15 protein-coding genes are annotated in these 16,369 nt (G+C 65.1%); 13 read left to right on the top strand and 2 right to left on the bottom strand.

Annotation, left to right across the window (positions count from 1 at the left end; translation table 11 throughout):
• Positions 1-183: 183 nt before the first annotated feature.
• From ACM9ME_RS13770 to ACM9ME_RS13760, 3 genes are read left to right on the top strand one after another with little or no spacing between them, the layout of a single operon-like run.
• Entirely contained in the window at positions 184-1,326 is a 1,143-nt protein-coding gene (locus ACM9ME_RS13770; protein ID WP_415644035.1) for an efflux RND transporter periplasmic adaptor subunit, read from the top strand.
• A complete protein-coding gene (locus ACM9ME_RS13765) occupies positions 1,323-4,481 on the top strand; it encodes an efflux RND transporter permease subunit (protein ID WP_415644034.1) in 3,159 nt (1,052 codons plus the stop codon). Before ACM9ME_RS13770 ends, ACM9ME_RS13765 begins: the two co-directional genes overlap by 4 nt.
• Positions 4,478-5,893: an efflux transporter outer membrane subunit gene (locus ACM9ME_RS13760; protein ID WP_415644033.1), complete on the top strand. Its 1,416-nt coding sequence runs from the start codon at positions 4,478-4,480 to the stop codon at positions 5,891-5,893. Before ACM9ME_RS13765 ends, ACM9ME_RS13760 begins: the two co-directional genes overlap by 4 nt.
• Positions 5,894-5,895: 2 nt before the next feature.
• Here ACM9ME_RS13760 and rpoN read toward each other — a convergent pair whose 3' ends face one another.
• Both rpoN and ACM9ME_RS13750 read right to left on the bottom strand, forming a co-directional pair.
• Positions 5,896-7,215, bottom strand: coding sequence for an RNA polymerase factor sigma-54 (rpoN, locus tag ACM9ME_RS13755; RefSeq protein ID WP_415644032.1), 1,320 nt, complete (start codon positions 7,213-7,215; stop codon positions 5,896-5,898).
• A 111-nt stretch (positions 7,216-7,326) separates the two neighbouring features.
• Positions 7,327-8,145 (bottom strand): flagellin N-terminal helical domain-containing protein, encoded by an 819-nt coding sequence (locus ACM9ME_RS13750; RefSeq protein WP_415644031.1) that lies wholly within the window; start codon positions 8,143-8,145, stop codon positions 7,327-7,329.
• Positions 8,146-8,300: 155 nt separating this feature from the next.
• Here ACM9ME_RS13750 and fliE point away from each other — a divergent pair, with 155 nt between their 5' ends.
• From fliE to fliN, 10 genes are read left to right on the top strand one after another with little or no spacing between them, the layout of a single operon-like run.
• Positions 8,301-8,630 (top strand): flagellar hook-basal body complex protein FliE, encoded by a 330-nt coding sequence (gene fliE / locus ACM9ME_RS13745; RefSeq protein ID WP_415644030.1) that lies wholly within the window; start codon positions 8,301-8,303, stop codon positions 8,628-8,630.
• 3 nt (positions 8,631-8,633) lie between these two features.
• Positions 8,634-10,253 (top strand): flagellar basal-body MS-ring/collar protein FliF, encoded by a 1,620-nt coding sequence (gene fliF, locus ACM9ME_RS13740; RefSeq protein WP_415644029.1) that lies wholly within the window; start codon positions 8,634-8,636, stop codon positions 10,251-10,253.
• On the top strand, positions 10,246-11,280 hold the full coding sequence (locus ACM9ME_RS13735) for a flagellar motor switch protein FliG (RefSeq protein WP_415644028.1): 1,035 nt from the start codon (positions 10,246-10,248) through the stop codon (positions 11,278-11,280). The genes fliF and ACM9ME_RS13735 overlap by 8 nt, the downstream gene beginning before the upstream one ends.
• Positions 11,273-11,827 (top strand): FliH/SctL family protein, encoded by a 555-nt coding sequence (locus ACM9ME_RS13730; RefSeq protein WP_415644027.1) that lies wholly within the window; start codon positions 11,273-11,275, stop codon positions 11,825-11,827. The genes ACM9ME_RS13735 and ACM9ME_RS13730 overlap by 8 nt, the downstream gene beginning before the upstream one ends.
• The gene (locus ACM9ME_RS13725; protein WP_415644026.1) at positions 11,824-13,152 is read left to right on the top strand and encodes a FliI/YscN family ATPase; all 1,329 of its coding nucleotides are present in this window, start codon (positions 11,824-11,826) and stop codon (positions 13,150-13,152) included. The genes ACM9ME_RS13730 and ACM9ME_RS13725 overlap by 4 nt, the downstream gene beginning before the upstream one ends.
• The gene (locus tag ACM9ME_RS13720; RefSeq protein ID WP_415644025.1) at positions 13,149-13,556 is read left to right on the top strand and encodes a hypothetical protein; all 408 of its coding nucleotides are present in this window, start codon (positions 13,149-13,151) and stop codon (positions 13,554-13,556) included. The genes ACM9ME_RS13725 and ACM9ME_RS13720 overlap by 4 nt, the downstream gene beginning before the upstream one ends.
• A complete protein-coding gene (locus ACM9ME_RS13715) occupies positions 13,553-14,551 on the top strand; it encodes a flagellar hook-length control protein FliK (RefSeq protein ID WP_415644024.1) in 999 nt (332 codons plus the stop codon). Before ACM9ME_RS13720 ends, ACM9ME_RS13715 begins: the two co-directional genes overlap by 4 nt.
• Before the next feature lie 11 nt (positions 14,552-14,562).
• Positions 14,563-15,177 carry a flagellar basal body-associated FliL family protein gene (locus tag ACM9ME_RS13710; protein WP_415644023.1) on the top strand — a complete coding sequence of 205 codons (615 nt, stop codon included), beginning with the start codon at positions 14,563-14,565 and terminating at the stop codon, positions 15,175-15,177.
• Positions 15,174-16,055: a FliM/FliN family flagellar motor switch protein gene (locus ACM9ME_RS13705; protein WP_415644022.1), complete on the top strand. Its 882-nt coding sequence runs from the start codon at positions 15,174-15,176 to the stop codon at positions 16,053-16,055. Before ACM9ME_RS13710 ends, ACM9ME_RS13705 begins: the two co-directional genes overlap by 4 nt.
• On the top strand, positions 16,052-16,369 hold the full coding sequence (gene fliN / locus ACM9ME_RS13700) for a flagellar motor switch protein FliN (RefSeq protein WP_415644021.1): 318 nt from the start codon (positions 16,052-16,054) through the stop codon (positions 16,367-16,369). The genes ACM9ME_RS13705 and fliN overlap by 4 nt, the downstream gene beginning before the upstream one ends.

The following is a 16,369-nucleotide window of genomic DNA, read 5'->3' as shown; positions in this document are numbered from 1 at the left end:
ACTGCACCTTGGACAAAATCGCTCGAATCCCATTAGTCACTCTCCCGAATGCTGGGAAGCCGCTCGGAAATGCGTTCACGACGGCGCAAGGCCGGTTGTGCGATCCGACCCTTGCGCTATCAGCGCCGACGAACGACAGAACCTTTCGCCGTCTGAGCAGTTAAGGCACCGATGCGGGTAATTATGATTTGTGCGCTGGGCGCGACGTTGGCGTCCTGTTCGGGCGGCGACAAGCGTAAGGCGCCGCCGACTCCCGAGGTCGGCTATGTCGTCGTGCAGACGCAGGCCGTCTCGCTCCCGGTCACGCTGGCCGGTCGCACCGCAGCGTTCGAAACGTCGGAAGTTCGCCCCCAAGTTTCGGGCGTGATCCGCGCGCGGCAATTCACCGAAGGCGCGATCGTCCGCGAGGGGCAGACACTCTATCAGATCGACCCGAGCCTGTATCAGGCGGCCGCCGAACAGGCGCGCGCCAATGTCGCGGCGGCAGAGGCAACACGCAGTGCGGCGGCGACCAAGGCGGCGCGCTATGCCCCGCTCGCCAAGATCGAAGCGATCAGCCAACAGGATTACACCGATGCCGCCGCGCAATCGCGTCAAGCGGCGGCACAGGTCGCGGTCGGACGTGCAACGCTCGACACCGCTCGAGTCAATTTACGCTTTACGCGCGTGCCCGCGCCGATCACCGGGCGGATCGGCCGCTCGTTGGTCACGACCGGGGGCTTGGTCACTGCCAATCAGACCGATCCGCTGACCACGATTCAGCGGCTCGATCCGATGTTCGTCGATATCCAGCAATCGAGCGCGGACTTGCTCGCGCTGCGCCGTTCGCTCGCGGGCAATGGTGCAGTGCCAGCGACGGCGGCGGTCAAGATCGCGCTCGAAGACGGCAGCGCTTATCCCTATGCCGGCACACTGCAATTCACCGAAGCGATGGTCGATCCGACGACGGGATCGGTCACGCTGCGGGTGCGCGTGCCCAACCCGCAGGGCCTGTTGCTGCCGGGCATGTACGTCCGCGCCCTGATTACCCAAGCATCGGCGCCGAGCGCGATCCTGGTGCCGCAAGCGGGTGTCACGCGTACCCCGCGCGGCGTCGCCACCGTGCTGTTGGTCGGTGCGGACGGCAAAGCGGTGCTTCGCGAAATTACCGCCGACCGCACGATCGGCGACAAATGGCTGGTCACGGCGGGATTGAAGCCCGGTGACAAGGTCATCGTCGAAGGCCTGGGCAAGGCGAAGCCCGGCGCGGCGGTCAAGGCCGTGCCGGCGGGCAGCAAGCCAAGTCCGCGCGCGGCGGGCGAAACGGGAACTGCACGCGCACGATGATTTCGCGCGTCTTCATCGATCGTCCGATCTTTGCCTGGGTGCTGGCGATCATCGTCATGATGGGCGGCATCGGCGGCATCATGTCCCTGCCGGTCGAACAATATCCCGACATTGCCCCAACCAGCGTCAATGTCCGCGCCAGCTATCCCGGTGCGTCGGCCGAAGCGCTGGAAAGCAGCGTCACGCAGGTTATCGAACAGCAACTGACCGGCATCGACGGGCTGATCTATTTCAGTTCGTCTTCGTCGTCGTCGGGCTCGGCAACGATCACCGCGACGTTCCGTAAGGGCGTCGATCCCGACATCGCGCAGGTTCAGGTGCAGAACAAGGTCCAGCAGGCACTGTCCCGCTTGCCGCAACAGGTTCAGCAACAGGGCCTGACCGTCACCAAATCGAACCCGGACTTCCTGCTGATCGTCGCCGTTTACGACGAAAGCGGGCGGAGCGATCCGATCGATGTTGGCGACTATCTCGTATCCAATTTGCAGGACGATATCGGCCGGACGCAAGGCGTCGGCGATATCAATTTGTTCGGCGCGCAATATGCCATGCGAATCTGGCTCGACCCGATCAAGCTGGCGGCGGTGCAGCTCAACCCTGGCGATATCGTCACCGCAATCCAGGCCCAGAATACTCAGGTCGCCGCCGGCTCGATTGGGGCGCAACCTGCCGGACCGGAACAGATGCTCAACGCGACCGTGACATCGCGGTCGCGCCTGACCACGCCCGAACAGTTTCGCCAGATCGTCCTCAAGTCGCAAACCAGCGGCGCCCGCGTTCTCCTCGGCGATGTCGCACGCGTCGAATTGGGCGCCGAAAATTATTCGACGGTCAGTAAGTACGATGGCTATCCCGCCTCGGGTCTGGCGGTGTCGCTCGCCCCCGGTGCCGACGCCCTGAAGACCGCAGAACTCGTCCGCAAGGTCGTCGAGCAGAAGGCCAAATCCTTCCCGCCGGGCTATAAATATATCTACCCGGTCGACAGTACGGGCTTCATCAAATTGTCGGTCGAGGAAGTGGTGATCACGCTGATCGAGGCGATCGTCCTCGTCGTCATCGTGATGTTCGTGTTCCTGCAAAGCTGGCGCGCGACGTTGATCCCGGCAATCGCCGTGCCGGTCGTGTTGCTCGGGACGTTCGGCATCCTTGCGCTGTTCGGTTTCAGCATCAACGTGCTGACGCTGTTCGGTATGGTGCTGGCGATCGGATTGCTGGTCGATGACGCAATCGTCGTGGTCGAGAATGTCGAGCGCGTGCTGGCCGAAGAACCCGATATCGATCCGCGCGGGGCAACAATCAAATCGATGGGTGAGATCCAGACGGCGCTGATCGCCATCGCTTTGGTGTTGTCGGCGGTGTTCCTGCCGATGGCATTTTTCGGTGGTTCGGTCGGGGTGATCTACAAGCAATTTTCGATTACCATCGTGTCGTCGATGGTGCTGTCGGTCCTCGTCGCCTTGATCCTGACCCCCGCTTTATGTGCCAATTTGCTGAAGCGCGAAGATCACGACGCGCATTCGCGGGGCTGGGCAGGGAAACTGCATGGCTATGGCGACCGGTTCAATGACTGGTTCGGGCGGATGTCCGACCGTTATCGCGACCGTGTGGCAAAAACGATCGAGGCGCCGCGCTGGTCGCTGATCGGTTATGGGTTGCTCCTTGTCCTCCTGGTGGTCATATTCTGGCGGCTGCCGACCAGCTTCCTGCCGGTCGAGGATCAGGGCCGCGCGCAGTTGCAATATACGCTTCCGCCCGGCGCCACGCAGTCGCGTACGCTGGCGGCAGCCGACGCGATCCAGAAATATTTCTCGACCAAGATGAGTGACGTCGTTGACGGCGTTTATACCGTGGCCGGCCAGGGGCAGGCGGGCAGCGGCCAGAATGCCGGACGCGGCTTTGTGATTCTCAAGGATTGGAGCGACCGCAAAGGCGTCAAGAACAGCGTCGATACAATCACCAAGCGCGCGACAGGCGCGATCGGTCACGAATTGCGCGACGTCGAATTCTACGCCTTGTCGCCGCCCGCCGTGCGTGGCCTCGGCCAGTCGAACGGCTTCACGATGGAGTTGCTCAACACCGGCGGCCTGAGCCGCGAACAGTTCAAGGCGGCGCGCGACAAATTGCTTGCCGAAGCGAAAGACGATCCGGCGTTGGCGTCGGTGCGCATGGGCACGCTCGAGGATAATCCCAACCTTCGGGTGACGGTGGATGACGAAAAGCTCGGCGCGCTGGGGATCACCTCGGCGGTTGCCGATGACACGCTGGCGACGGCGTGGGGCGGACGTTACGTCAATGATTTCGTCGACCGTGGCCGCGTTAAGCGCGTTTATGTTCAGGGCGATGCACCATACCGTTCACGACCCGAAGATCTCGCCTTGTGGTCGGTGCGCGGGTCGGCGGGGCAGATGGCGCCTTATACTTCGTTCGCGCGTGTCGGGTGGGAGACCGCGCCATCGACGCTCGCGCGTTTCAACGGCGTGTCGTCGTACGAATTCAACGGTCAGGCCGCGGAAGGTAAGAGCTCGGGCGACGCGATGAACCGTATCGCCGAACTGGCCGGGCAGATTTCCGGCACATCGGTCGATTGGTCGGGCCTGAGTTATCAGGAACGATTGACCGGCGGGCAGGCGCCATACCTCTATGCGCTATCGCTGATCGTCGTCTTCCTGTGCCTCGCAGCTTTGTATGAAAGCTGGTCGATCCCCATTTCGGGGTTGTTGATCGTGCCGATCGGGCTGGTCGGTGCCGCACTCGCCGTCGTCCTGCGCGGGCTGGAAAACGACGTCTATTTCCAGGTCGGCCTGCTGACGACGATGGGCCTCAGCGCGAAAAATGCGATTCTGATTATCGAGTTTGCCGAGCAGGCCGAAAAAGGCGGCAAGACCGCCGTGGATGCAGCCGTCGAGGCCGCGCGCCTCCGCCTGCGCCCCATCCTGATGACCAGTCTGGCCTTTATCTTCGGCGTGCTTCCACTGGCGATTGCCACCGGGGCGGGCGTGAAAAGCCGCGTCGAAATCGGCACCGCGGTGATCGGCGGCATGATCACCGCGACGGCGATCGCGATCTTCCTCGTGCCGTTATTCTATGTGTTGGTGAGGTCGTTGTTCAGCGGGCATTGGTTCAAGCGCCGCCGTCATGCCGAGGCGACCGCATGAGGGGTGCAATATTGCTCTTGGCGCTGCTCGGCGGCTGCAGCCTCGAGTCCAAATATGTCCAACCGACACCCGCTGTTCCCGGCACACTGCCGATGGCGGATGCCGTTGCCGCGCCGCTCGATCGCCGCGCGATCTTCCGCGATCCGCGCCTGCTCGCGCTCATCGAGCGGTCGATCGTCAACAACCAGAATCTGCGCGCGACTCTCGCCAACGTCGAAGTCGCGCGGGGGCAATATCGCGTTCAGCGCGCCGCGCAATTGCCGCAAGTCGATCTCGGCGGCGGGGTCACCCGGCGCTATGGTTCGAGCAGTACAACGACGAGCGGAACCGGCACCGGCACATCGGTCGGCACTGGCGGTGCTACACGAACAAATTACAGCGTCGATCTCGGCGTCAGCGCCTTTGAACTGGACCTGTTTGGCCGGTTGCGTTCACTCAGCCGCGCCGCGCTGGACGAATATCTGGCCACCGAAGCGGGCGCGCGCGCGGTCCGTGTGACGCTCGTCGGGGACGTTGCGGAGGCATGGTTTACGTACGCGGCCGATCGCACATTATTGTCCATCGCCGACGACACGCGGCGCGCGGCGACCGACAGCGTGCGGATCACCCGTGCGCGGCTGAAGGGCGGCGTCGCGCCGCGGACCGACCTCGACCAGGCGCTGACCATCGAAAAGACGGCGGACACAGATTTCGCGCGCCAGACCGCGCAAGTGGCGCAGGACCGCAACGCTTTGGTGCTCCTAGTCGGCGGGCCGGTGGACGATGCAGAACTGCCCGCGACTCTTGAGAACGCATTGGCGTCGGTCGTGCCGCCCCCCGTGGGACTCTCCTCAGACGTGTTGTTGCGCCGTCCCGATGTGATCGCTGCCGAATATCGCCTGCGTGCCGCCAACGCCCGGATCGGCGCAGCGCGCGCCGCATTTTTCCCGCGCATTTCGCTCACCGGTCTGCTTGGTTTTGCCTCGACCGGGCTGAGCTCGCTATTTTCGAGCGGGGCGTTCAACTACTCGGTCGGGCCCAGCGTTTCGCTCCCGATTTTCGATGGCGGCGCCAATCGCGGCAATCTGCTCGTCGCACGGGCCGGGCGCGATGCGGCGGTCGCGACATACCAGAACACGATCCAGACGGCGTTCCGCGAAGTCGCCGATGCGCTTGCCCGCCGCGCGACTTTGGGTGACGAGGAACGCGGCGCACGCGATCTGGTCGCCGCCACGGTCGACAATGCGTATCTGTCCAATGCACGGTACAAAGGTGGGATCGACACCTTCCTCGCCAGCCTCGATGCGCAACGCACTCTGTATACGGCGCGGCGCAGCTTGGTGACGACCGAACTGGCGCGGGCCGCGAACGTCGCCGCCTTATATCGCGCGCTGGGCGGTGATGACCAGTTGGAACATCCGCCCGCGCGTTAAGATCAGGCGGCGCGCAACGCCTGACCGGTTGCCCCGCGCAAAATGTTGGCCCGGCGTCGCTCGCTCGAATTGCCCAGCCCAACGCTCTCGCGATATTTCGCAACCGTCCGCCGCGCGATATCATAGCCTTGCGCGCGCAACCGTTCGACAAGAGCATCGTCGGACAAGATCGCAGCCGATGTCTCGGTGGCGATCAGCGCTTTGATCAGGCTCTTGATCGTCGCCGCCGATGCCGCCTCCCCATCCTGCTGGACCACGCCGGACGCGAAAAAGAACCGCAGTTCGAACGTTCCGCGTGGACAGCTCAGCGATTTGCCGGCCACCGCGCGGCTGACGGTCGATTCGTGAACGCTCAACTCGTCGGCGATTTCGCGCATGGTCAGGGGGCGCAGCGCCGCCACGCCTTCGTTCAGAAACGCTTGCTGATGCTCGAGGATCGCGGTGGCGACCGACAACAGGGTGCGCTGTCGATGTGCCACCGCCTTGACCAAGGCGCGCGCATCGTTGGCGCAATTGCTCAGCCAGTTCTTGTCGTCGGCATTGCGGCATTTGGCGGCGACGGCAGTCGCATCCTTGACGACCGTCACCGTCGGCAGCGCACCCGAGGCGAGGTCGATGCGCCAACCCTGGGGGCTGGCGCGCACGATGATATCGGGATTGAGCCAGCCATTGTCGGCGGGCGAAAAAACGAGGCCGGGCTTGGGATCGTAACAGCGCAGGACGCGGATCAATTCACCGAGTGCCGCATCGTCGACGCCGCACAGCCTCGCCAGCTTGCCTAGCCGTCCCTCGGCGAGCAGCGGCAGATTGTCGAGCAGCGCGCGCATCGCGTCGTCGGCTTCGCCCGCTTCGACGGCCTGCAACAACAGGCATTCGGCCAGCTTCCGCGCGCCTACGCCGGTCGGCTCGAAACTTTGCACGACGTGGAGCATGTCGAGCACCGCGTCGTGCGACAGGCCAAGCCGATCGGCGAGCTGCGCAGGCGGCTCGGTCAGATAGCCGGTATCGTCGATGAAACCGATCAGCGCATAAGCCACCGCGCGGTCGGTCGAGGGCAGCAAATCCGCCTGCGCGGTCAAATGTGCGGTGAGCGACATCGACGGCGCGGCAATACTATCCAGCCAGTCGCCCGATGTTGCCGGCCCGTTCGCCCGCCGCTGCGTGCGAGCATCCTTGATGGTGAGGAACGGGTTGCGCTCGGCTTCATCAATCAGTGTTTTTTCGAGTTCCTGACCCGACAGCTGCAGCAGCCGCAGCGATTGCTGCTGCTGCTGGTTCATCCCCAGCGTCTGCGATTGCCGCATGGTCAGACGGGTATTCATAACCCCTTTGTGCGCGATGATGGTTTACAGACGGTTACCCATATCGCCACAAAGAAAAGGCGCCGGGGACGAACCCCGACGCCTTGTCTTTGACCCCCCAATGCGGGGAGATTAACCGCGGAGCAGGCTCAGCACACCCTGCTGACTCTGGTTCGCCTGGGCGAGCATCGCGGTCGATGCCTGCGCCAGGATCTGCGACGATGCGAGCTTGGTCGTTTCCACCGAATAATCGGTGTCTTCGATCGCGCTCTTCGACGCCGACAGGTTTTCGACCGACGACGCAAGGTTGTTGACCGTGCTTTCGAGGCGGTTCTGAACCGCGCCGAGGTTGGCACGCTGCGCCGCAACGGTGTTGATCGCAGTGTCGAGCGTCGACAGGGCACCCGAGGCACCGGACGCGGTGCTGAGGTCGAGCGAACCGACACCCAGAGCGGCTGCCTGCATATCGCCGATAGCGATCGAAACCGTCTGGCCGCTGGCCACACCGGTCTGGATGCTGATGCTGGTCGACGCGTTGTTCAACAGCGAGGTGCCGTTGAAGTTGGTGCGCGTCGCAATGTCGCCGATCTGCGAGGTCAGCTGCGTAACTTCCGCCTGCAGCGCGGTACGGTCGCTCGAGGTGAGCGTGCCGTTCGCCGACTGCACAGCCAGTTCACGCATGCGAACCAGAATGTTCGACGTTTCCGACAGCGCGCCTTCCGCAGTCTGCGCCAGCGAGATGCCGTCATTGGCATTGCGCGAAGCTTGCGTGAAGCCGCGAACATTGGCCTCCATACGCGTGGCGATGGCGAGCCCGGCGGCATCGTCCTTCGCGTTGTTGATACGCTTGCCGCTCGACAAACGTGCCATCGCGGTGGCGGTCTGATCGTTGGCCATGCGCGATGCGTTCTGAGCCCGCAGCGCGCTGACATTCGTGGTAATGACAGTCATGACATAGTCCTTTCCGGCGCTAACGCCAACGGCGCCCCCCGACGATGGAGTTGCGGTCCGACAGCGGTAACGACCGCCGCTCAACCTGATTAAGTGCGACCAATAAAAATCTGGTTACCGTCCCGTTGGCATAGTTTGTGCTTGCCCCGTTTGGCATGACGCCAGTCTCCTCCTCCTCGCTCCTGCAGATGCGGGCGAACATCCTCACCCAGAACGACGCGCTTCAGCGCGCCGCGGGTCGTCCGGGCACGCAACCAGCGGGGGCCGCCAGCTTTGGCGACGCCATGATGGACGCGGTGAAAGCCGTGAACACGCAACAGACACAGGCGACCCAGGCGTCCGAAGCCTATGAACGCGGCGAGACCAACGATCTCGTCGGCGTGATGCTGTCTCGGCAGAAAGCGTCGGTCAGCTTCGAAGCGACCCTGCAGGTCCGCAACAAGCTGCTCGGTGCGTATCGCGACATCATGAACATGCCGGTATAATATATGGCCGATCTCATCCCCATGCCCGTCACGGGTTCGCGCCTCACCATGACCGACCGGTTTCGCCCGGTCCGCTCATTCTTCGATCAGCCGGCGGTACGCGGCGCTTTGCCCGCGATCGGCGGCATCGGCGCGTTGGCCATCGCCGCCGCGGCGTGGTTCACGTTCCAAACACCGGCACAGCGTCCGGTTTTCGACAGCCTGCCGGAATCAGACAAAGCGGCGGTGGCCAGTGCGCTGGATACCAGCGGCATCGCCTATCATGTCGATTCTTCGACAGGTGCGGTGACGGTTGCCGACAGCGATTATCACCGCGCGCGCATGCTGCTCGCCGGCCAGGGACTGCCCAAGGCTGCGCCGTCCGCCGCGTCGCAATTGAGCGCGATGCCAATGGGCGCGAGCCGCGCGGTCGAGGGTGAGACCCTCAAGAGCGCGCGCGAGGCTGACCTCAGTCGCACGATCGAGGCGATCGACGTCGTCAAATCGGCGCGGGTCCATTTGGCTTCCGCCGACCCCAGCCCGTTTTTGCGTGACGAGCCGAAGGCGACCGCATCGGTGATGCTGACGCTCCAGCCCAATCGCGACCTGACCTCCGCACAGGTGCGCGCGATCCAGCATCTGGTCGCGTCGTCGTTGCCCGACCTTAATGCCGAAGACGTATCGATCGTCGATCAGGGCGGCAAATTGGTTTCGGCGGCGGACGGCATGGACGACCGCAACATGGCGTTGCAAAACGAGATCGAGGCGCGCGCGCGTCGCTCGCTCGCCGCTTTGCTGTCCCCGCTGGTCGGGGTCGATGGCTACACCGCCGAAGTTCACGCAGATCTCGATCTGTCGGAAAGCCAATCGACGCGTGAAAGCTATCCCAAGGACGATCGTGCGTTGCGCAGCGAAGTCGGGGTTCGCACCGTTGCTGGCGGCGCAAACGGTCCGGCCGCTGGCGGTATTCCAGGGGCGTTGTCGAATACCCCGCCCCTTGCGGCCACCGCTTCGACCACGCCGCCTGTACCGGTGGCTGCAACTGCCGCCGGACCAGCAACAACCCCGGCTTCGAGCGAGGAAAACTATAATCGTTCGTTCGATGTCGGCCGCGAGATTTCGGTAACGCACCAGCCGGTCGGCCGCTTGAAGCGCTTGTCGGTCGCGGTCGCGATCAAGGCGGGCGCCAAGCCGCGCACCGCCGCCGAGATCGCGCAGCTCGACAGCCTGGTCAAAGGCGCGATCGGCTTCGACGCCACGCGCGGCGACACGGTCGCCATCGCGGCGCGGCCGTTCATCGAGGCTGCCGAGGTCAAGCCCGCCTTTTACGAAGCGCCCTGGTTCATGCCGGTGGTTCGCCAGGTCTTGGCGATCCTCGGTGCGCTGCTCGCCTTTTTCCTGATCGGACGTCCGCTGAAGAAAATGATGAAGAACCGCGCAGCGCGCACCGTCGAAAATGACAAGATCGCCGGCGAATTGCTCAAGGTGACCGGCGCGCCACAGCGTGAAATCACTCTCGAAATGATCGAGGCGGCACCCAGTTACGAAACCAAGGCCAATTTGGTCCGCGCCTTTGTGCGTCAGGATTCGGTCAAGGCCGCCAGTGTCGTCCGTGAACTGCTGAAGGACGGCGCGCGTGCTTGATGTGGGTGGTGCGGCGATCGGGCCGCTCGGGGGCGATCGCGCGGTGGCGATCCTGCTGACCTTGCTCAGCGAAGAAGACGCTGCCGCCATCGTCCAGAATTTCGACCCCGATCAGATGCGCCGCGTCGGCAGTGCGATGCTCGACGTCGCCAGCGCCTCCGCGGTCGAAATCGACACCGCGCTCGACATATTTGTCGATCGCAATCGTGCCGCGTCGAGCCTGGGTATCGATCCCGAACCGCGCGTGCGCTCGCTCTTCACCGCCGCCGTCGGCAATGTCCGCGCCGACAGCGTCCTCGCCGAAATCGCGCCGACCGGCTGTGCCAGCGTGCTCGAACGGCTGCGGTGGATGGATCACGATGCCATCGCCACCGCCTTGCGCGACGAACACCCGCAGGTCAGCGCGCTAATCCTCGTCTGCCTGACGCCCGAAATCGCAGCGAAGTGCACCGAGGGGCTGGATGAGGATCGCCAGTGCGACCTCGTGCTCCGCGCCGCGCGGCTGGAACAGATCAATGCCCGCGCCCTCGAAGACCTCGAGGCTGTGCTGGACCATTACGCCGATGTCCCGGCCAAGGCGGCGAGCATCGGGCTAGACGGCCGTGGCGGCGCGGCGAAAATCGTCACGCGGTTGCCGAAGTCGACGAACATCCGTTTACTTAAGGCCATCAAGAAGCGTGACAAGATGATTGCGCAGAAGATCGAGGAAAGCCTGCTGACGTTCGAGGACCTTTTGGCCCTGGATCCCAAGGGCATGGGCACATTGTTGCGCAACGTCGACACGCCGATTCTGGTCATGGCGCTGCGCGGTGCACCGGCGGCGGTGACCGACCAGATGCTCGCCAGCCTGTCGGGGCGCGCGGCGGACGGTATTCGCGACGAATTGGGCGAAGGCCGCGCCAAACGCACCGAAGTCGAGGACGCCCAGCGCCAGATCGCCGCCATTGCGCGCCGTTTGGCCGACGAAGGCGAACTCGAACTCGGCGGCAGCGGCGGCGGTGGTGGCGGCGGGGACGACTATGTCTGACATGACCCCGCTGCACCTCCTCGACGTCCTGCCCCAACGCCGCGGATTCCAGCCGCGCCATTTCGAAGCCGCACCCGCACCCGGTGGCGTCGCACACGGATCGCACGACGATTTCGCGATGGGTTTCGCCGAAGGACAGCGTCTGGCGCAGGAACTGTTCGCCACCGAACGCCAACAATTGCTCGACCTGATCCGCAATGCCGAGACGCTGCAGTCCGAACCCAGCGAAGAACTCGCCGTGCTGATCGCCAATGCGGTCGAACGGCTGCTGACCCAATTGGTCGGCCAGTCGATTCCCGATCGCGCCTGGCTGGAAGCGCAGGTATCGCGCGCGGTCGAACTTATTCAGGAAACCGATGCCCAGCGCCGCTTGCGCCTGCATCCCGAAGACGCGGCGTTGTTGATGGACGTCCAGCTCGGTTGCGCGATCATTCCGGACAACACGCTGCAACGCGGCGAAATCCGCGTCGAATGCTCGAACGGCTGGGTCGAACATGGCGTCCCGGTCAATCTCGCGCGGCTGCGCACCGAATTGTCGGTGGCATGAGCGGGCGCCTCGCCAGTTCCGCCGCGATGGTGCTCGACGGCCTGAGCATCGACACGCGCCCGCGCCGCATTGGCATCCTCAAATCGCATGACGGCGTCGTCCTCGAAGCCAGCGGCCTCGGCCAATCGCTCGGCGGCGGGGCCAAGATCATCGGTGCGGACGGCGCCTCGATTCAGGGTGAGGTCGTCGGCTTTCGCGGCGAGCACAGCTTGATCGCGCCTTTCGATCACGGCGTGCCGGTCAGTGCCGGCAGCTTTGTCGAACCCGATGGCCATGCCAGCCAGGTCGGTTGCGGCTCGCACTTGCTCGGCCGGGTGATCGGCGCGCGCGGTGAACCGCTCGACGGGCGAGCATTGCCACCGATGCGGCTCAGCTGGCCGCTTGCCGGTCGTCCGCGCAACCCACTCGATCAGGCGCGTATCACCAAGCCGCTGGACCTCGGCGTGCGCGCGGTCAACGCGGTGCTGACGGGCGGGGAGGGGCAACGCATCGCCATCGTCGCAGGCTCCGGCGTCGGTAAATCGGTGCTGATGGGCCAGATGCTGCGCGGCGCGGATTGCGACGTGATCGTCGTCGGCCTGATCGGCGAACGCGGCCGCGAGGTCAGCGACTTTCTCGAAACCAAATTGACCGGCGAAGCCAAGCGCAAGGCGGTCGTCGTCGCGGTGCCCGCCGACCATCCGCCACTTCTGCGCCTGCGCGCGGCGATGCGCGCGACCGCCATCGCCGAATTCTTTCGGTCGGAGGGCAAGCGCGTCCTTCTGCTCATCGACAGCCTCACGCGCGTGGCCCACGCCCAGCGCGAGATCGGGCTGGCGCTGGGTGAACCCCCAACGATCAAGGGTTATCCACCGTCCGCGCTCGGCCTCATCCCGCGGCTCATCGAGCGTGCGGGCGGCGAAAAGCGCAGCGGCGGGTCGATTACCGCGATCTACACCGTGCTCGCCGATGGCGGCGATACCGAAGACCCTGTGGTCGATACCGCGCGTGCGATCGTCGACGGACACATCGTGCTGTCGCGCACACTGGCCGAACAAGGCGTGTTTCCCGCGATCGATATCGGGCGCTCGCTGTCGCGCGTGATGACCGACATCGTCGATGACGAACACGCTCGCGCCGCGTCGCGAATGCGGAGTCTATGGTCCGCCTATGAGGAAAATCGCGACCTGGTGTTGATGGGCGCTTATAATTCTGGGTCGGACGCGTTGCTCGACGAAGCGATTGCCCGCCGACCCGAGCTGCTCGACTTCATGCGCCAATCCGCCGACAGCCGTGTCGATTTGCCGACAGCCCGCGCGGCCTTGGTCGAAAGCTTCGGCCAATGAGCAGCGCCGCACGCCGCCAGCGCCTGATCCGCGCGCGCGAAATCCAGCACATGATGGCCGCCGCCGCCAGCGCCAGCGCGGAACAGAAGGAACAGCATCTGGCCGGTATTTCCAGTCGCATCCTCGGTTTGCGCCAGGGGCTGAGCGCCAATCCCGGCTTTGCCCGCGCGCAGGATCTGGTGATCATGGGCGAACTCGCCCAGCGCCTCGACCTCGCCCAGAAATCGCTGGTCCCGCATCAGCGCGCGGCGCAGCATGCCGCCGCCGCCGCGCAGTCGGACCGCATCCACGCGGCACTGGCTGAGCGGCGCATCACCCGCCTCGACGAACGCCGCAGCGCCGAGGAAGAACGCCAGCGCGATCTGCGCGCCATGGCCGTCAATCGCCGGGTGCGCAGCCGATGACCGTCGCCCTCGCCACCGCCACCGCATCGTCCGCGCCCACCAAGGCGAACGACCCGGCAAGTCCCGCGTCCAAGGACGCCGCCAAATTCGACAAGTTGATGGACACGGCGGACCAGGCCGATGCCGCCGAGACGCCGCCTGCGACACCGCCAGCCGACGACAAGGCGCTCGCGAAAAATGCCGCGCCCGACCAGACGCTGGAGGCATTGCTCCAGTCGCTCCGCACCAGTTTGCTGCCCGGCGCTGCGCTGCCGGGGAAGACGGCCGCCAAGTCTGCCGACCCGGCGAAAGCGGACGACAAGCCGGCGGAGGACCCGAAGGACGATGCCGCGCCGTTAAGCCTTCCCAACCTCATTTTCGCGCAGCTGCCACCGGCGCTCGTTCCATCGAAGGCGGCGAGCATCCGTCTCGGCCTGGACGATGTGTCGGCCAAAGCGGACAAGCGCGCGCCGATTCCCGCAACGGACCCCGGCGCACTGGCTGCACTCGTGACCGCACCGTCGCTGCCCGCCGATCTGATGACAGCCAATGACACCGCCGTCGCGACCGTCGCCCAGCCGGATCGCGCCGCCGCTTCGCTCGATCGGCTGGTCGATACCGCGCGCGACGCGGCGTGGCTCGACCGGTTGAGCCGCGATATCGCCGAGAGCGCGGGGGCAGGGGATCGGGTCCGTTTCCGCATGCTGCCGCCGTCGCTCGGCGCGCTCGACGTCGCGGTCGAACGGCATGCGGCGGGGTTAAGCGTCAGCATGACGACGCACACGCCCGAGGCGCGCAACATGATCGCCGATGCGCGCCAGCAAATGGTCGACGGGCTGAAAGCGCAAGGCGTCCCGTTGGTGCAGTTCAGCCTGACCAGTGCCGGTGAGGATCAGGCCGGACACCGTCCGCCGACATTTTTTAACCATCTGATCGAGGTCGCCGCCCCGGCTGGCACGGAGCTTGCTGCAAGCCCTGAAGACACAGTGGCGGAGCGGATGGGTCGCTTCGCCTGAACGGGCGAACGATGGCAGACAGCGAAGACGAACCGAAAGCGAAGCCCAAGAAAAAGGGCAAGAAACTCATCCTCATCGGTGGCGGTGCGTTGCTGCTCGCCGGCGGTGGCGCCGGTGCCGGCATGTATTTCGGCGGCTCGACCACCGAAAAATCGCATGAGGACCCCAATCGGCCGAAGCTCGTCCTGCGCGCCGAAACCCACGAAGCGGCGGCCGAAGGCGACGGCCATGAGGTGAGCAAGGGTCCGGCCCGTCGTGTCGGCACCGTCGCCGCCGCCAGCGACACCATCAAGCCCGACCCCAAGAAGTACGAAGTCGCTTATTACCCGATCGAACAGGCGTTCACCGCCAACCTCGCCGACGGTGGCGGCTTCGCCCAGATCAGCATCAGCCTGTCGACCTATTTCGACAGCCGTGTCGGCGACAATATCGAGCGCCAGATGGTGCCGATCCGTTCGGCGATCCTGATGGTCCTGTCGGACCAGCAGGCCGAAGTGCTGGCGACGCCCGAAGGCAAGCAGATGCTCCAGCGCCTGCTGACCAAGTCGATCAACGGAGTCCTTCGCGAAAAGGAAGGCTTTGGCGGCGTAGACAACGTCTATTTCAGCAATCTGGTGGTGCAATGACGGCAGTCGCCGAGCGGACGTTCGAGCGCGCGACGCTCGACGCGCCGCGCCTGCCGCCGGGGGAAGTTCCCGGACTCGACCGCGTCGCGCAACGCCTCGCGCGTGGCCTCGCGCAGACGCTGCCCGGTTACGGCATGGAAGTGCGCGTTTCGGGCGTCGCCGTCCGCCCGGCCAAGCACGACGCATGGCAGGAACAGGTCGCGAGCCACGCCTGGGTCCGGTTCGCCATTCCCGAAATCTTTGCTTCCGCGACAATCACCTTTCCCTTCGCGCTGATCGTGTCGGCGATCGACCGCTATTTCGGCGGCGAGGGCGTGTGTGCTGGTGAGGCGCGCGAATTCACCCCCGCCGAACGCCGCAGCCTGCGCTCGCTGGGCGCGGCATTGGCGCCGGTCGTCGCCTCGGCCTGGAGCGATGTCGGGAAATTCTCCCCGGGGGTCGAGGATGCCGGACACGCCGTGGCCAAGCCCGTGGCGGCGGCACTCGACGAGACGCTGGCAGTTCTGGAATTTACCGTCACCGACGGTGCCGGGATCGACTGGCCGCTGACCTTTGCCGTGCCGCAGGAACCGCTGCACCGGCTGCCCGGCCTGCACAGCGACGTGCGGCCCGCGCGCGACGTGTCGCCGGTGTGGAAGCGGGCGATGCAGGGCGCGTTGATGGATGTGCGTTTCCCGGTGCGCACGGTGCTGTCGCGCCCGGACATCTCGCTCGAACGCCTGCTCAGTCTCGCGCCGGGCGACGTCATCCCCGTGCTGCTGCCCGCCACTGTCCCGCTCAGCGTGGGCGGACGCGTGGTCGGGCACGGCACGATCGGTGAAGAAAATGGCCGCGCCGCCATCAGGCTGGAGCGGATGGAAGGAGGATTTGGACGGTGAGTGATTTGTCGATCGAAGCCGATCTGCCGCGCGCGCGCGCCGCCGACCGCAACCTCGCGCTGCTGGGCGGTGTGAAGGTGCGCGTGTCGGTCGAGGTCGGCGGTGCATCGCTGCGCCTCGCCGAACTCCTCGAACTGGGCGAAGGCAGCGTGGTCGAACTCGACCGCCAGGCCAACGACCTGCTCGAAATCTATGCCAACGGCACATTGATCGGCCGGGGCGAAATCGTCACCGTCGACGGGCGCTATGGCGTGCGTTGCGTCGAAGTGGCGGCGCCCGACGCGGCGTTGCTCGGCCTCGACCGGCGCGTCTGA

Origin of the sequence: Sphingomonas antarctica, assembly GCF_965137005.1 — a bacterium.
Classification (GTDB): domain Bacteria; phylum Pseudomonadota; class Alphaproteobacteria; order Sphingomonadales; family Sphingomonadaceae; genus Sphingomonas_O; species Sphingomonas_O antarctica.
Note: the sequence above shows the minus strand (reverse complement) of the source record. Positions and strands in the feature narration are given on the sequence as shown.

Coding starts and splice junctions, on each gene's coding strand:
- ACM9ME_RS13770 (WP_415644035.1), top strand. CDS start 184: ATGATTTGTGCGCTGGGCGCGACGTTGGCGTCCTGTTCGGGCGGCGAC.
- ACM9ME_RS13765 (WP_415644034.1), top strand. CDS start 1,323: ATGATTTCGCGCGTCTTCATCGATCGTCCGATCTTTGCCTGGGTGCTG.
- ACM9ME_RS13760 (WP_415644033.1), top strand. CDS start 4,478: ATGAGGGGTGCAATATTGCTCTTGGCGCTGCTCGGCGGCTGCAGCCTC.
- rpoN (WP_415644032.1), bottom strand. CDS start 7,215: ATGAATACCCGTCTGACCATGCGGCAATCGCAGACGCTGGGGATGAAC.
- ACM9ME_RS13750 (WP_415644031.1), bottom strand. CDS start 8,145: ATGACTGTCATTACCACGAATGTCAGCGCGCTGCGGGCTCAGAACGCA.
- fliE (WP_415644030.1), top strand. CDS start 8,301: ATGACGCCAGTCTCCTCCTCCTCGCTCCTGCAGATGCGGGCGAACATC.
- fliF (WP_415644029.1), top strand. CDS start 8,634: ATGGCCGATCTCATCCCCATGCCCGTCACGGGTTCGCGCCTCACCATG.
- ACM9ME_RS13730 (WP_415644027.1), top strand. CDS start 11,273: ATGTCTGACATGACCCCGCTGCACCTCCTCGACGTCCTGCCCCAACGC.
- ACM9ME_RS13725 (WP_415644026.1), top strand. CDS start 11,824: ATGAGCGGGCGCCTCGCCAGTTCCGCCGCGATGGTGCTCGACGGCCTG.
- ACM9ME_RS13720 (WP_415644025.1), top strand. CDS start 13,149: ATGAGCAGCGCCGCACGCCGCCAGCGCCTGATCCGCGCGCGCGAAATC.
- ACM9ME_RS13715 (WP_415644024.1), top strand. CDS start 13,553: ATGACCGTCGCCCTCGCCACCGCCACCGCATCGTCCGCGCCCACCAAG.
- ACM9ME_RS13710 (WP_415644023.1), top strand. CDS start 14,563: ATGGCAGACAGCGAAGACGAACCGAAAGCGAAGCCCAAGAAAAAGGGC.
- ACM9ME_RS13705 (WP_415644022.1), top strand. CDS start 15,174: ATGACGGCAGTCGCCGAGCGGACGTTCGAGCGCGCGACGCTCGACGCG.